At 64.8% G+C, this 14,405-nt stretch carries 15 protein-coding genes, 1 pseudogene and 1 riboswitch; of the genes and pseudogenes, 9 read left to right on the forward strand and 7 right to left on the reverse strand.

Translation table 11 applies throughout. The annotated features are described in order from the left end of the window. Positions 1–947, reverse strand: a pseudogene (locus tag A9D60_RS26995) (thiamine/thiamine pyrophosphate ABC transporter permease ThiP); the annotation flags it as partial. Continuing rightward, positions 923–1,900 (reverse strand): thiamine ABC transporter substrate binding subunit, encoded by a 978-nt coding sequence (thiB, locus tag A9D60_RS13295; protein WP_065268048.1) that lies wholly within the window; start codon positions 1,898–1,900, stop codon positions 923–925. The pseudogene A9D60_RS26995 and the gene thiB, both read right to left, overlap by 25 nt. A gap of 32 nt (positions 1,901–1,932) precedes the next feature. After that, a riboswitch (TPP riboswitch) is annotated at positions 1,933–2,024 on the reverse strand. A 232-nt stretch (positions 2,025–2,256) separates the two neighbouring features. On the opposite strand from thiB, the gene aroC reads away from it, so the two are divergent. Continuing rightward, positions 2,257–3,357: a chorismate synthase gene (aroC, locus tag A9D60_RS13300; protein ID WP_019297559.1), complete on the forward strand. Its 1,101-nt coding sequence runs from the start codon at positions 2,257–2,259 to the stop codon at positions 3,355–3,357. An 86-nt stretch (positions 3,358–3,443) separates the two neighbouring features. Continuing rightward, complete coding sequence (locus A9D60_RS13305; RefSeq protein ID WP_065268143.1) at positions 3,444–4,598, forward strand: AAA family ATPase; 1,155 nt, start codon at positions 3,444–3,446, stop codon at positions 4,596–4,598. Between the two features lie 3 nt (positions 4,599–4,601). Here the strand turns inward: A9D60_RS13305 and A9D60_RS13310 are convergent, their stop codons facing one another. After that, a complete protein-coding gene (locus A9D60_RS13310; protein ID WP_065268049.1) occupies positions 4,602–5,018 on the reverse strand; it encodes a MerR family transcriptional regulator in 417 nt (138 codons plus the stop codon). A 72-nt stretch (positions 5,019–5,090) separates the two neighbouring features. Here A9D60_RS13310 and A9D60_RS13315 point away from each other — a divergent pair, with 72 nt between their 5' ends. Beyond that, positions 5,091–5,729: a cation transporter gene (locus tag A9D60_RS13315; RefSeq protein WP_065268050.1), complete on the forward strand. Its 639-nt coding sequence runs from the start codon at positions 5,091–5,093 to the stop codon at positions 5,727–5,729. Positions 5,730–5,780: 51 nt separating this feature from the next. On the opposite strand, the gene A9D60_RS13320 is transcribed toward A9D60_RS13315, so the two are convergent. Next, positions 5,781–7,283, reverse strand: coding sequence for a malonate--CoA ligase (locus A9D60_RS13320; RefSeq protein ID WP_083194202.1), 1,503 nt, complete (start codon positions 7,281–7,283; stop codon positions 5,781–5,783). 94 nt (positions 7,284–7,377) lie between these two features. On the opposite strand from A9D60_RS13320, the gene A9D60_RS13325 reads away from it, so the two are divergent. Continuing rightward, positions 7,378–8,313 (forward strand): DMT family transporter, encoded by a 936-nt coding sequence (locus tag A9D60_RS13325; protein ID WP_065268052.1) that lies wholly within the window; start codon positions 7,378–7,380, stop codon positions 8,311–8,313. A 105-nt stretch (positions 8,314–8,418) separates the two neighbouring features. Here the strand turns inward: A9D60_RS13325 and A9D60_RS13330 are convergent, their stop codons facing one another. Then, complete coding sequence (locus A9D60_RS13330; RefSeq protein WP_065268053.1) at positions 8,419–9,123, reverse strand: SDR family oxidoreductase; 705 nt, start codon at positions 9,121–9,123, stop codon at positions 8,419–8,421. A gap of 96 nt (positions 9,124–9,219) precedes the next feature. Here A9D60_RS13330 and A9D60_RS13335 point away from each other — a divergent pair, with 96 nt between their 5' ends. Next, positions 9,220–10,056 carry a LysR substrate-binding domain-containing protein gene (locus A9D60_RS13335; protein WP_065268054.1) on the forward strand — a complete coding sequence of 279 codons (837 nt, stop codon included), beginning with the start codon at positions 9,220–9,222 and terminating at the stop codon, positions 10,054–10,056. 56 nt (positions 10,057–10,112) lie between these two features. Here the strand turns inward: A9D60_RS13335 and A9D60_RS13340 are convergent, their stop codons facing one another. Beyond that, on the reverse strand, positions 10,113–10,583 hold the full coding sequence (locus tag A9D60_RS13340) for an MgtC/SapB family protein (protein WP_065268055.1): 471 nt from the start codon (positions 10,581–10,583) through the stop codon (positions 10,113–10,115). Between the two features lie 204 nt (positions 10,584–10,787). After that, positions 10,788–11,654 carry a branched-chain amino acid aminotransferase gene (locus A9D60_RS13345; protein WP_065268056.1) on the reverse strand — a complete coding sequence of 289 codons (867 nt, stop codon included), beginning with the start codon at positions 11,652–11,654 and terminating at the stop codon, positions 10,788–10,790. Between the two features lie 162 nt (positions 11,655–11,816). Here A9D60_RS13345 and A9D60_RS13350 point away from each other — a divergent pair, with 162 nt between their 5' ends. The 4 genes from A9D60_RS13350 to A9D60_RS13365 all read left to right on the forward strand — a co-directional run bounded on the left by A9D60_RS13350 (position 11,817) and on the right by A9D60_RS13365 (position 14,404). Continuing rightward, the gene (locus A9D60_RS13350) at positions 11,817–12,320 is read left to right on the forward strand and encodes a MarR family winged helix-turn-helix transcriptional regulator (protein ID WP_039184941.1); all 504 of its coding nucleotides are present in this window, start codon (positions 11,817–11,819) and stop codon (positions 12,318–12,320) included. Positions 12,321–12,326: 6 nt separating this feature from the next. After that, a complete protein-coding gene (locus tag A9D60_RS13355) occupies positions 12,327–13,028 on the forward strand; it encodes a response regulator (protein WP_039184943.1) in 702 nt (233 codons plus the stop codon). A gap of 210 nt (positions 13,029–13,238) precedes the next feature. After that, on the forward strand, positions 13,239–14,165 hold the full coding sequence (locus A9D60_RS13360) for a histone deacetylase family protein (protein WP_065268057.1): 927 nt from the start codon (positions 13,239–13,241) through the stop codon (positions 14,163–14,165). Further along, positions 14,162–14,404, forward strand: coding sequence for an exodeoxyribonuclease VII small subunit (locus A9D60_RS13365; protein ID WP_019297546.1), 243 nt, complete (start codon positions 14,162–14,164; stop codon positions 14,402–14,404). Before A9D60_RS13360 ends, A9D60_RS13365 begins: the two co-directional genes overlap by 4 nt. The last annotated feature ends 1 nt before the right edge of the window (position 14,405 follow it).

A 14,405-nucleotide genomic window follows, 5' to 3' on the forward strand; every position in this document is an offset into this window, starting at 1 on the left:
GATCCCTTCAGGGCCGTCAGCCCCGGCAGCCCCGCCAGCACAATCGCCGCCAGCGGCAGCAGCAAAAACGCCGCCGACAAGACAATCCAGAACCCGTCCAATCCGCGCGCCAGTGCCCCCTGCCCGTCCCAGCGCCGCACCGCACGGTCTAGCCCGGCACCAAAGCCCTCCCCCGCCGATACCCGCAGCGCCACCAGTGCGGCCGCGCCGGTCAGTAGCAGCTGCAGCCCCGACAGCAGCGCCGCACGGCCCAGGTCGAAATCAAAACGGAACGCCTGGTAGATGGCGAGTTCAATGGTCGTCGCCCGCGGCCCCCCGCCCAGGGTCAGTGCCACCGCAAAACTTGACAGGCAGATGGCGAAAACAACCGCCAGCGCACCGGGTGCCACCCGCCGCAGCATCGGGCCTTCCAGCAGCCGCCACATCGCCAGCGGCCCGGCATCCAGCTGCGCCGCCAGACGGAAACGCTCGGCAGGAATTTCCTGCCAGCCCTGCAGGATCAGCCGTGTCGCCAGCGGCAGGTTGAAGAACACATGCGCCAGCACCACCCCGTGCAGCCCGTAGATTTTTACCGGCTCTAAACCAAGGGAAATCAGCCCCTGGCTCAGCCAGCCCGCCCGGCCAAAGACCGCCAACAAACCAAGGATGGCAGCAATGACCGGCAGGATAAAGGGCGCGCCCAGCAGCGCGATCAGCAGGCTCCGCCCCGGAAACCGCCGCCGCGCCAGCGCGCGTGCTACCGGCACCGCCAGGCCGACGCTGAGGAGCGCTGACAGGCTCGCCTGGGTCAGCGTGAACCGCAGCGCGGCCCAGTCGCTGGCGCCAAACCCGGTGCCGGCCTCGGCCCGCAAGGCAACAGCCCCCAGCGTCCCCAGAATCAGCGCCGCCACCAGAAGGGCCGCGCTGATACCGGGGTAAGCGCTTACTGGCTGAGCGCGTCCAGCCATTCGCCCAGCGCCGCATCGCGCACCTCTGCTGCCTCAGTCTCGCTCAGCAGCAGCGATTTCTCCGGCGCGATCAAGGTTTCGAACCCTTCGGGCAGGCCGCCCTCAGGCGTCACTGCCGGGTACATCCAGTTGGTGGTCGGGATCACTGACTGGAACGCATCCGACACCATGAAGGCCAGGAACTGATCCGCCAGCTCCGGCTGGTCGGTGTTCGCCAGCTTGCCAGCCACTTCCACCTGCATGTAATGCCCCTCATCAAAGGCCGCCGCCGCCTTGGAGCCGTCTTCCTCGGCAATCAGGTGATAGGCGGGCGAGGTGGTGTAGGACAGCACCATGTCAGCCTCACCTTCCAGGAACATGCCATAGGCCTCGGACCAGCCCTTGGTCACGGTCACGACATTGTCGGAAAGACCCTTCCAGATCTCCGGCGCCTCCTCGCCATAGGCAGCTTTGACCCACAGCAGCAGGCCCAGACCGGGGGTTGAGGAGCGCGGATCCTGAATGACGATCTTGGTGTCGCTGGCGGCCAGCGCCTTGAAATCCGCAGGCGCCGCCGCGTCAGCGTTGTGGACAAAGGCAAAGTAGCCCCAGTCATAGGGCACAAAGGTCGCGTCACTCCACTCGACCGGCAGCGCAAATTCGGCACTCACGGAATGCTCAGCAAACAGGCCGGTTTCCTTGGCCGCCGCGGTCAGGTTGGTATCCAGCCCCAGCACCACATCGGCGTCAGAGCGTGCGCCTTCCAGCTTGACGCGCGCCAGCAGTGCCGCGCCATCGCCCGCGCCCACCAGTTTCAGGTCGCAGCCGCACACCTCCTCAAACGCCTTTTCCACTGCCGGGCCGGGCCCCCAGTCAGAGACAAAGCTGTCATAGGTGTAAACGGTGAGTTCGGGCGTTTCGGCAAAGGCTGCCGAGGCGCCGAGCAGTCCCGCTGCAAATGCAAGATGTTTCATGCCATCCTCCTTTGCGGCTTTGGGCAAGGGTGGAGGCTGTCCAGTACCTTCCCTCCGCCGGTGTGATCCGGTTCAGGTTCAACGGGTGTCATCTCAGCGCTTACGCGCACCCCGAGGTGGCGCGGACATTATGCCCCGGGCGCGGCAAAGACAAGCCAAAGCCCCGTCAGGACCTATGACCCTTGCAAACTGGACCGCTGCCCGCGCCGATCCTGTGTTCTTCCAGCTGAAAATATCCCCGGGGGAGCCGCCCCAGGCGGCGGGGGCAGCGCCTCCGGTGCCTATGCCGCAGAGGAATCCGCTTGAGGCACAGCCCCCTGCCCGCTAAGCACGTCCCGCAAAGGAGACCGCGCCTCATGTCGATGAACAGCTTTGGACACCTCTTCCGCGTCACCACCTGGGGCGAAAGCCACGGGCCCGCGCTTGGCGCCACCGTCGACGGCTGCCCGCCGAACGTGCCGCTGGAGCCGGAGATGCTGCAGCAGTGGCTGGACAAGCGCCGCCCGGGTCAGAACAAGAACACCACCCAGCGCAATGAGCCGGACGCGGTGAAGATTCTGTCCGGCGTGTTCGACGGCATGTCCACCGGCACCCCGATCCAGCTGATGATCGAAAACACCGACCAGCGGTCCAAGGATTACGGCGAGATTTCCCAGACCTTCCGCCCGGGCCATGCCGACATCACCTATTTCCAAAAATACGGCAACCGCGACTATCGCGGCGGCGGCCGCTCCTCGGCACGCGAAACCGCAGCACGGGTTGCAGCCGGCGGTGTTGCACGTGAAGCAATCAAGGCGCTGGTGCCGGGGCTGGAGATCAAGGGCTACATGACCCAAATGGGCGAGCTGGAGATCGACCGCAGCCGGTTCGACTGGGATGCGATCGAACAGAATGATTTCTGGATCCCCGATGCTGGCGCGGTGCAGGAGTGGGAAGACTACCTGCAAGCCCTGCGTAAGGCGCACGATTCCGTTGGCGCCGTGGTTGAGGTTGTTGCCCGGGGTGTCCCCGCAGGCATCGGCGCGCCGGTTTACGGCAAGCTGGACACCGATCTGGCTGCCGCGATGATGTCGATCAACGCGGTTAAAGGCGTTGAGATCGGCGAAGGCATGAACGCTGCGCGCCTCAAAGGTTCGGAAAACGCCGATGAGATTTTCATGGGCGAAAACGGCCCGGAGTATTCTTCCAACCACGCCGGCGGCATCCTCGGCGGGATTTCCACCGGGCAGGATGTTGTGGTGCGTTTTGCGGTCAAGCCGACCTCCTCGATCCTCACCCCGCGCAAGTCGATCCGCAAGGACGGCTCCGCCACCGAAGTGATCACCAAGGGCCGCCACGACCCTTGCGTCGGCATCCGCGCGGTGCCGGTGGCCGAGGCAATGATGGCCTGCGTGATCCTGGACCACCTGCTGCTGCACCGCGGCCAGATCGGTGAGAACCAGGGCCGTATCGGCTGAATCGCTGACACCTGACGGGACCGGTTGCGAAGCGCTGCAAAACCAAGCAGGTTTTGCGCAGTGTCTTTCACATCCGGTCCTTTGATATGCTGATTACCCTGGCCGTTTCCGGCTACCGCTCGATCCGTGATGCGACCCTGCCACTGGAGCAACTCACCGTGGTGAGCGGCTCCAACGGCGCGGGCAAATCCTCGCTCTACCGCTCGCTGCGGGTGCTGGCAGAGGTGGCGCAGGGGCGGGCCATAGCCTCGCTGGCCACAGAGGGCGGGCTGGAATCGACGCTGTGGGCCGGTCCGGAACACATCAGCGCCCGGATGCGGCGCGGTGAAATTCCGGTTGAGGGCACCCGCCGCAAGAATTCAGTCGCACTCAAGCTGGGGTTTGCGGCTGAAGACTATGGTTATGCAGTGGATCTGGGCCTGCCCGCGCCGGTGCCGCGGACACTGTTCGGCAACGACCCCGAAATCAAATCCGAAGCGCTCTGGGTCGGCGAGAGCCTGGGCCGCGCCAACAGCATTGCCGAACGCCGCGGCGCGGTTGTCACAGGCCGGGACAGCAGCGGCCGCAAGGTTGAGCTGTCGCGTGACCTGCGCCCTTTTGACAGCATGATGACCCATGCAGCCGATCCGGTGCAGGCGCCCGAGATGCTGTCCCTGAGGGAACGGATGCGCGGCTGGCGGTTCTATGACAGCCTGCGCACCGACCGCGATTCCCCGGCCCGGCGCCCGGCGGTCGGCACCCGCACCCCGGCGCTGTCTGGCGACGGCGCCGACCTGGCCGCCGCTATTGCCACCCTGCGGGAAATTGGCGATGGCCCCGCTTTTGACGCAGCCATAGAGGATGCCTTTCCGGGTGCCAGCGTCGATGTCTCCCTGCAGGGCGGGCTGTTTGCGGTGGAGATGCAGCAGCACGGTCTGCTGCGCCCTCTGTCGGCGGCGGAGCTGTCGGACGGCACCCTGCGCTATGTCCTCCTTGCCACCGCGCTGCTGACCCCGCGCCCGCCCGAGCTGATGGTGCTGAACGAACCGGAAACCAGCCTGCACCCGGAACTGATCTCACCCCTGTCGCGGCTGATCAAACGCGCCAGCCGCGATAGCCAGATCATCGTGGTCTCCCACAACAGCCATCTGGCGCGGGAACTGGAAGACGCCGGGGCGCTGTCTGTTGTCCTGCAAAAGGAGTTCGGGGAAACGAGGATCGACGGGCTGGAGCCGCCGCGCTGGAGCTGGCCGAAACGCTGACTCTCAGCCGTGATCGCTGCCGCACTGCGCATGATCGCCCAGCGCCGACAGTACTTTGCAGTCGCCGCCCTGCCCGTGGCCGCACAGATGGGTGATCCGCTCCAGTTCCCCGGCCAGCCGCTCCAGCCGGGCAATCCGCGCCCGCACGGCGCTCAGCTGCGCCTCGGCAATGCGGTGAACTTCTGAGCAATCCTCCCCCAATTGGCCTTCGATCGACATCATTACCTTGATGTCCTCCAGCGAGAAGCCGAGGTCGCGGGCATGTTTGATGAAGCCCAGCGCATCCATGCCGTCCTGCCCGTAACGCCGCTGGTTGCCGGCATTGCGGCCCGGCTGCGGCAGCAGGCCGATTTCCTCGTAATAGCGGATGGTGGGCACCTTCACGCCGGTGGCCTTGGATAGCTGACCGATGGAAAACATCGCAAACCCTCTTGATGCTCTAGTGACTAGAGGTCCTACATTGATATCGAATCAGGAATGAGGACAAGAGCAATGGCAGGCTGCTGCAATCACAACGCAAGGTTCGACGGGGTGTCGGCCGACTACAAACGCAGGCTTTGGCTGGTGATCGCCATCAACGCCGGCATGTTCGCTGTAGAAATGGGCGCGGGCCAGATGTCCGGCAGCCAGGCGCTGAAGGCCGACGCGCTGGACTTTCTGGGTGATGCGCTGACCTATGGCATCTCGCTGGCGGTGATCGGCGCCACCTTGCGCACCCGGGCGCTGGCGGCCCTGGGCAAGGGCATCAGCCTGTTGCTGATGGGCGCCTGGGTGTTTGGCTCCACAGTGTACCAGGTGTTTTACGTCGGCGTGCCGCAGGCGCAGATCATGGGGGTCATCGGCTTCATGGCGCTGGCGGCCAACCTGATCTCGGTCATGCTGCTGGCCCGCTACAAGGACGGTGACGCCAATGTGCGCTCGGTCTGGCTGTGTTCACGCAATGACGCCATCGGCAATGTGGCGGTGATGATCGCCGCCCTGGGGGTCTGGGGCACCGCCACCGGCTGGCCGGACCTCATCGTGGCCGGCATCATGGGCGGGCTGTTCCTGAATTCCGCCTTCCAGATCCTGGTGCAGGCGGTGCGGGAGTGGCGCGAGGAAGAGGCGCACGCGGAAGCCCACCAGCATTAGAGTCCCGGCAGTTCGGGGGCTGCCCGGACCAACGGCCCGGGCAGTCGGACTTCAAGCAAACAGCCCCGCGTGTTCCTCGCGCAGGGCTTTCTTCTGCACCTTGCCCATGGTGTTGCGCGGCAGCGCGTTCAGCAGGATGATCTCCTTGGGCTGCTTGAACTTGGCCAGTTGCCCCATCAGCGCCGCCTTGATCGCCTCCGCACTGGTGCCCTCGCCCTCCGGCACCACAACGGCCACCACAGCCTCGCCGAAGTCGGGATGCGGCACGCCGATCACCGCGCTTTCCAGCACGCCGGGCAGATCGTCGATCAGGCTCTCCACCTCCTTGGGATAGACATTGAAGCCGCCGGTGATGATCAGATCCTTCTCGCGCCCGACAATGGTGACATAGCCGTCAGCGTCGATCTTCGCCATGTCGCCGGTGATGAACCAGCCGTCCGGCTGCAGCTCCTCCGCCGTCTTCTCCGGCATCTGCCAGTACCCCTGGAACACATTGGCCCCGCGCACTTCCAGCACCCCGATCTCTCCGGGCGCAACTTCAGCACCATCCTGCATCACCCGCGCCTCAACTCCCGGCAGCGGGAACCCGACGGTGCCTGCGCGGCGCTCGCCCTCATAGGGGTTCGAGGTGCTCATATTGGTTTCGGTCATCCCGTAGCGTTCCAGGATGCGGTGGCCTGTGCGGGCCTCCCACTGCTCATGGGTATCGACCAGCAAGGGCGCGGAGCCGGAGATGAACAGGCGCATATTGGCGGCACGCTCACGGGTCAGCCGCTCATCTGCCAGCAGCCGGGTATAGAATGTCGGCACCCCCATCAGCGCGGTCGCCGCCGGCATCGCCCCCAAAATGGCATCCCCATCGAACCCCGGCAGGAACACCACCTGCGCACCGGCAAACAGCGCCACATTGGTTGCCACAAACAGCCCGTGGGTGTGGAAAATCGGCAGCGCATGGATCAGCACGTCGTCCTTGGTGAACCGCCAATAGTCGCGCAATGTCAGCGAGTTGGATGCCAGGTTGTCATGGCTCAGCATCGCGCCCTTGGAACGGCCGGTGGTGCCGGAGGTATAAAGGATTGCCGCCAGATCATCCGCCTGCCGGGCAACCGCTTCAAAGCCGGACTGGCCATCCGCCAGATCACGCAAACTCCCCTGCCCCGCCGCATCCAATGTCAGCACTTTGGCCGCGCCGGAGATCGCGCTGATTTCCTCCAGCCGCGCCGGATCGCAGACCACCACCCGGGGCGTCGCATCACCGGCAAAGTACGCCACCTCCGGCCCGGTGTAGGCGGTGTTCAAGGGCAGGAAAATACCGCCTGACATGACAGTGCCAAGGTACAGCTCAATCGCCTGAATGGTTTTCTGGACCTGCACCGCCACCCGGTCACCTGGCTGCACGCCTTGGGCGGCCAACGCCGCCGCCATCCGCTCCGCACCGGCAAACAGCGCACCGAAGGTGACCGTGCCGCCATCCGGCAGCCGGGCAAACACTTCGTCTTCGCGCCCCAGGGACGACTCGCGCAGCTGGCGGATCAGGTGGTTGGCGTCATACATCGGCGGCTCCTTCATCTGGCGGCGCCATTTGCGCGCTCCTGCCGGCTGAAATCAAGCCATTGATCTTTGCGGCGCTTGGGCGCAGGGTCGCGCCATGGCAAACTCCTTAACATCGCATCGGCCTGTGCTGGCGGTCCTTCTGAAAGTGACCGCCATTGCGCTGTTCACCGCGCTGTCCGGGATCATCAAGGCCACCTCGGAAACCGTGCCCGCAGGCGAAGCGGTGTTCTTCCGCTCCTTCTTTGCGATCCCCGTGATTGTCATCTGGCTGACCACTCGCGGAGAGCTGAGGCACGGGCTGATCACCAAGAAACCGATGTTTCACGTGTGGCGCGGACTGGTCGGCACCTCGGCGATGGGCATGACCTTCATGGGGCTGGCGCTGCTGCCGCTGCCGGAGGTCACCGCCATCGGCTATGCCACACCGATCTTCACCCTGATCCTGGCGGCCCTGTTTTTGGGCGAGACCATCCGGCTGGTACGGATAAGCGCCGTCGCCATCGGCCTTCTGGGCGTTCTGATCATGATCTGGCCGCGTCTGGGCGGCGATCTGGGCGATGGCGCCATGCTGGGGGTGCTGCTGGTGGTCGGGGCCACCGTGGCCCGCGGCTTTGTGCAGATCCACATCCGCCGCATGGTGCAGTCAGAGCATACCGCGGCCATCGTGTTCTACTTCTCGCTGACCGCCTCCGCCCTGGCGCTGCTGACGGCGCCCTTCGGATGGGTGATGCCGGATGCCCAAACCGCGGCGCTGCTGGTCAGCGCCGGGCTTGTCGGCGGGGTGGCGCAGATCCTGGTCACCTCCTCCTACCGCTTTGCGCCCGCCTCGATGCTGGCGCCCTATGACTATGCATCAATGATCTTTGCCATCGTAATAGGCTATGTCTGGTTCGATGAATGGCCGACGCTGGTGATGCTGGCCGGTGCGGCGCTGGTCATTGCCGGCAATGTGCTGGTAATCTGGCGCGAGCACCGGCTGGGCCTGCAACGCGGCAAGGCCCGCGCCGCAAGCAACCCCAAGGGCGTCTGATCAGACTCTAACCAAGGCTTCTCCAAAGCCGGAGCCCTCAAGGTCGACGCTCCCGCCCTCAATTGAAAGGGCGAGTGCCCGCTGTTTACGCCTCAACGGGCCGGTTCAGACCGCGCGGGTCAATCCGCCGTCCACGCGAATATTCTGCCCGGTGGTGTAAGCCGCATCATCCGAGGCCAGGTAGGCAATCAGCGCAGACACCTCGCGCGCAGAGCCATAGCGTCCCATCGGAATGCGCGCCTTGCGGTCTTCAGTCTCCGGCAGGCTGTCGATGAAGCCCGGCAGCACGTTGTTCATCCGCACGCCTTGGGCCGCGAACTTGTCGGCAAACAGCTTGGTGAAGCTCGCGAGCCCGGCCCGGAACACCCCGGAGGTCGGGAACAGCGGATCCGGCTCGAACACCGCAAAGGTGGAGATGTTGATGATCGATCCCTTGCCCTGCGCCGCCATAATGGGCGCCACCAGCCGCGCCGGGCGGATCACGTTCATCAGGTAGTATTCCATCCCCAGATGCCAGTCGTCGTCGCTGATCTCCAGGATATCGCCCTTGGGCCCGTGGCCAGCGGAATTGACCAGCACGTCTATCCGCCCCCAGCGCTCCATCGCCCTGTCCACCAGCGCCTGCAGATCGGATTGCTCCAAATTAGAGCCGGTATGGCCAACCCCACCCAGTTCCTGCGCCAGCGCCTCGCCCCTGCCGGAGGACGACAGGATCGCGACCTCATAGCGCTGCGAATGAAGGTGGCGGGCAGCATCCGCGCCCATGCCGCTGCCCGCGGCGGTGAAGAGAGCAACCTTGGTCATGTCCATACTCCTTTGCTTGCCCTCAGGATGGATGCTCCGGGCGCGCTTGACCAATCATGTCTCATCGCGCCAGACTGTAGGAAAACTACTGGCTGAGACCTGATGCGCCTGCCCAACCTCAACGCCCTGCGGATGTTCGACGCCGCCGCCCGCCACCTGAATTTCGGCCGCGCGGCAGAGGAGTTGCACCTGACCCAGGGCGCCGTGGCGCAGCAGGTGCGGCGGCTGGAGGCCGATCTGGGCCACAAGCTGTTCCACCGCCACGCCCGCGGCCTGACGCTCACGGACACCGGCCGCAGCTATCACGCGCCGGTCCGGCAGGCGCTGGCCCTGATCCGCGAGGCAACGGACCATCTGGCCCCTGCGGTGCAGCGCGTGACGCTGTCGGTGCCGCCCTCCTTTGCCTCGAAATGGCTGGTGCCGCGGCTGCCGGAGTTCGAGGCCCGCCACCCCGGCATCGACCTGCGGATCGTGGCAGAGGAAAGCCTGACGGATTTCAAGCAGGGCGGCATCGACATTGCCATCCGCCAGGGCGGCAAACCGCAGGAAAGCAGCCTGAACTCTGCGCTGCTTTCACTGGTGGACCTGGTGGCCGTGGCACATCAGGATTCGGCTCTAACTAACGAAGTTTCTCCTGATCTGACGGATCTGGCGCAGCACACCCTGATCCAGGACGGGCACCGGCACTGGGACCTTCTGCTGCGGCAGCAGGGGCTCACCGCCACCGGCCGGGTCCTGCAATTCAACCAAACCGCGCTGGCGATGGATGCAGCACTGAACGGCCAGGGCATCGCATTGGTGCCCCGCATTTTTCTGGGCAGCCAGCCGCTGGCAGAGCTGTGGCAGGCGCCGCGGCTGGGGGATCAGGGTTTCTACGTGCTTTGGCCCAGCACTCAGGGCCGGGCCAAGACTGTGGTGGACTGGCTGCTGCGGCAATAGCAGGCGGGCGGCAGCAGGCCGCCCTCCCCCCCCTTTCTCCCCGCACGCGGCGGCTGTCAGTCGCTCAGATCCGGCCGGTTGTTGCGGCCGCGGTTATCCATCAGGCGGCTCATCGACAGCACCGCCGCGGCGACCGCGGCCAGAAGAACCGCCAGAACATAATACCCCAGCCCCGACGCCATTCCGACCGCCCCAGCCACCCACAGGCTGGCCGCCGTCGCCATGCCGCCAACGGTCTTGTCGCCCTGGATGATTGCGCCCGCGCCCAGGAAACCGATGGCCCCGACCAGCCCCTGAATGGTCCGGGTCGGATCCGCGCCCATATCCAGACGCAGGACCTCCAGCGACATCTCCATGGTGATCAGCGCAAATCCCGCCGCCCCAAGCGAGACCAGCATATAGGTCCGCATCCCGACCTTGCGGTGCCGCAGCTCCCGGTCCAGCCCCAGCAGCGCCCCCGCTCCGGCTGCACAAGCCAGCCGCAGGCACAATTCCCAATAGCTGACATAAGCCATGCTTAAATCCATCACTTCCCCTGTCCGTCATTACGGCCAGCAGGTCAAACCGGCCCCGGCACGCATCTCCGGCAATGCTTACGACTATGGCACAGGGAAGAAGAAAGTGAATTAAAATATACTTACCAGATACTTGCTACGCAGCGGTGCAGACGTGCGAAACAAAAAACCCCCGCACGGCGGCGGGGGTTTCCAGTACTCTGCTGACTGACGCGATTAGCTGCGCACCAGCTTCTCGTAGTCTTCGGCGATCTCGCGGGTCAGATCACCAACCTCGAAGGTATAGTCGCCGATCTGCCCCACCGGGGTCACTTCTGCGGCGGTACCGGTCAGCCAGCACTGCTCAAAACCTTCCATCTCTTCCGGCTTGATGCGGCGCTCATGCACGGTGATGCCCTTATCCTTCAGCATCTGGATCACGGTCTGGCGGGTGATGCCGTTCAGGAAGCAATCGGCCAGCGGCGTGTGCACCTCGCCGTCCTTCACAAAGAACACGTTGGCGCCGGTCGCCTCCGCCACATAGCCGCGCCAGTCCATGAACAGCGCGTCAGAGCAGCCCTTGGCCTCGGCCTTGTGCTTGGAAATGGTGCAGATCATGTAGAGGCCCGCCGCCTTGGCGTGGACCGGGATGGTTTCCGGGCTCGGGCGTTTCCATTCCGCGATATCCAGCTTGGCGCCCTTCATCTTGGCGTCGCCGTAATAGGCGCCCCAGCCCCAGACCGCGACCGCCATCCGCACCGGGTTCTTGGCAGAGGCCACACCCATGTCCTCACCCGAGCCGCGCCAGACCAGCGCCCGCACATAGGCGTCCTGCAGACCGGAAGCATTGAGGGTTTCTTCCTTGGCCGCCTCGATCTGATCGACGGTATAGGGCATCGGCATGTCCAGCGCTTCGGCCGATGCAATCAGGCGCTCGGAATGCTCGCGGCTCTTGAAGATCTTGCCGTTGTAGGCCCGCTCGCCCTCGAACACGGAGGAGGCATAATGCATCGCATGGGTCAGGATATGCACCTTGGCATCCCGCCAGTCGACCAGCTCCCCATCCATCCAGATCACACCGTCGCGGTCGTCGTAACCAGCCATGCCGCACCCTCCTGATTTCTGCGGTGATTTTCATTTATTGCGCAAGTTAAGGCCGAACCGGACACAATCTTGCGCCAAAGCTGCGATTCGATACATCTTCACCCTTGGAATGTCAACAACACTGACATAAACTGACCGGTAATACAGACGAGGGGGCACCACATGCCTGAGGGCCGGACAGGGCAGGGATACAGCGGCGAAAGCCTGCTGTTTCTGACAGATGAGCAGCTGCGCCAGGGGATCGAGGCAATGTTTTTTGCCTACCGCGGCTTTACCGCCGATCCGGACCGGATCCTGGCCGAAATGTCTTATGGCCGGGCGCATCACCGCGCCATCCACTTCATCAACCGCTCCCCCGGCACCACGGTGAACAACCTGCTCAGCATCCTGGGCGTCACCAAGCAATCGCTGAACCGGGTGCTGCGCACGCTGATCGGCGACGGGCTGGTGATCTCCAAGGTGGGGGAACTCGACAAGCGCGAACGCCACCTCTACCTCACCGATCAGGGCGCAGCGTTGGAGGCGACGCTGTCGGACGCCCAGCGCGCCCGGATGCGCGCTGCGTATAAGGACGCAGGCCCCGAGGCGGTGCAGGGCTTCAAGAAAGTGCTTGAAGCCATGATGGACGCGGACATGCGCCGCGCCTACGCCAAGCTGCGGGACTGATCAGGCATGAGCACCCATGACGCCCATCTGCTGATCGTCGATGACGACGAGCGCATCCGCGGTCTCCTGAAGAAATTCCTGATGCGCTCCGGCTTTCTGGTAACAGCCGCCCGCGACGCCGCCCATGCCCGCCGGGTGCTGGCGGGGCTGGATTTTGACCTGATCGTGATGGATGTGATGATGCCGGGCGAGGACGGTGTGTCACTGACCCGCTCTTTGCGCGAAACCATGACCACCCCGATCCTGCTGCTGACCGCCAAGGGCGAAACCGAGGACCGGATTGCGGGGTTCGAGGCCGGGGCGGACGACTATCTCCCCAAACCTTTTGAACCCAAGGAACTGCTGCTGCGCGTCAACGCGATCCTGCGGAGGATGCCGGACACGGTTGCACAGGAGGCCGCGCCCAAGGTGCTGCACCTGGGCGCCATCCGCTATGACATCGAACGCGGTGAGATGTGGCAGGGCGATGAACTGATCCGCCTGACCGGCACCGAAAGCCAGCTGATGAAGATCTTCTCCGCCCAGCCGGGTGAGCCGGTCTCCCGCACCAAGCTGGTCGAGGATCTGGGCCGTGACCGCGGCCAGGCACAGGAACGCGCGGTGGACGTGCAGATCACCCGTCTGCGCCGCAAGATCGAGCCGAACCCGAAACAGCCGCAATACCTGCAAACGGTCCGCGGTGCGGGCTACATGCTGGCGCCCGACTAGAACCGGCCTGCCTCTTCTTCTGGCAATAATCATCCCGGGTGAGGCCGGCAGGCCGGGCCAGCGCCCCTCCCTTTTCCGTCCGCATACTGCCAAGGCGGTGCACAGGGGGTGCACGCCCAGTGCACGCATGTCACCCCCCGATTCCCCTTGCAGCCGCAGCCCGCCCCCACCTAGTGTCGCGCCAGGACCCGCAGCCGGAGGAACGCGCCCATGACCACCGCCCTGATCACCCACGCGGATTGCCTCAATCACGTCACACCTGAGGGCCACCCGGAACGGGTCGCCCGGCTGGAACACATCCTGCACGCGCTGGTGCCGCTGGAGCTGAAGCAGGTGACAGCCCCGATGGCGGCCGAGGATGATATCCTGCGCATCCATCCGGCCTCCTACCTGTCGGACCTGCGCAAATCCTCCCCGGCAGAGGGCTGGGCGCAGATCGACGGCGACACCTTCCTGTCCCCTGGCTCGCTGGACGCAGCCTTCCGCGCGGCGGGTGCCGTAGTGCGCGGTGTCGACATGGTGCTGGGCGGCGAGGTGCAGAACGCCTTTGCCGCGGTGCGCCCGCCGGGGCATCACGCCGAAACAGACACTGCAATGGGCTTTTGCCTGTTCGGCAATGCGGCGCTGGCGGCCAAGCACGCGCTCGATCATCACGGCCTCAGCCGTGTCGCGGTGGTGGATTTCGACGTGCATCACGGCAACGGCACCCAGGATCTCTTGTGGGATGAACCGCGCGCGCTGGTCATCACCAGCCAGCAAATGCCGCTGTGGCCCGGCTCCGGCCGCCCGGATGAGGACGGCGCCCACGGCCAGATCCTCAACATGCCGCTGCCGCCGGGTTCGGGCCGGGCAGAGATGCAGGCAGCCTATGAGAGCCAGGCCTTCCCGCGCCTGCGCGCCTTCAAGCCGGAGCTGATCATCATCTCCGCGGGCTTTGACGCCCATCAGGACGACCCGCTGGCCAGCCTCAACTGGGCCACCGCCGATTTCGCCTGGATCACCGCCGAACTCTGCAAACTTGCCAGTGAGCTGTGCCAAGGCCGTATCGTCTCGACTTTGGAAGGCGGATATGATCTGAACGCGCTGTCCGCGGCAACCCGCGCGCATGTGGAAGAATTGATGAAGGCACCGGCATGACTGAGACCCCCGTAGACCAGATGAGCTTTGAACAGGCGATGCGCGAGCTGGAAGGCGTGGTGGACCAGCTGGAGCGCGGCGATGTGGCGCTGGATGCCTCGATTGCCCTTTATGAACGCGGTGCTGCGCTGAAGAAACGCTGCGAGGATGAGCTGAAGCGCGCCGAGGAAAAGGTTGCCGCGATCACTCTGGACGCCAATGGCACCCCTAAGGGCACCCAGCCGCTGGACGCCGGCTGAG

It is taken from the genome of Leisingera sp. JC1 (assembly GCF_001679925.1).
Taxonomy (GTDB): Bacteria; Pseudomonadota; Alphaproteobacteria; order Rhodobacterales; family Rhodobacteraceae; genus Leisingera.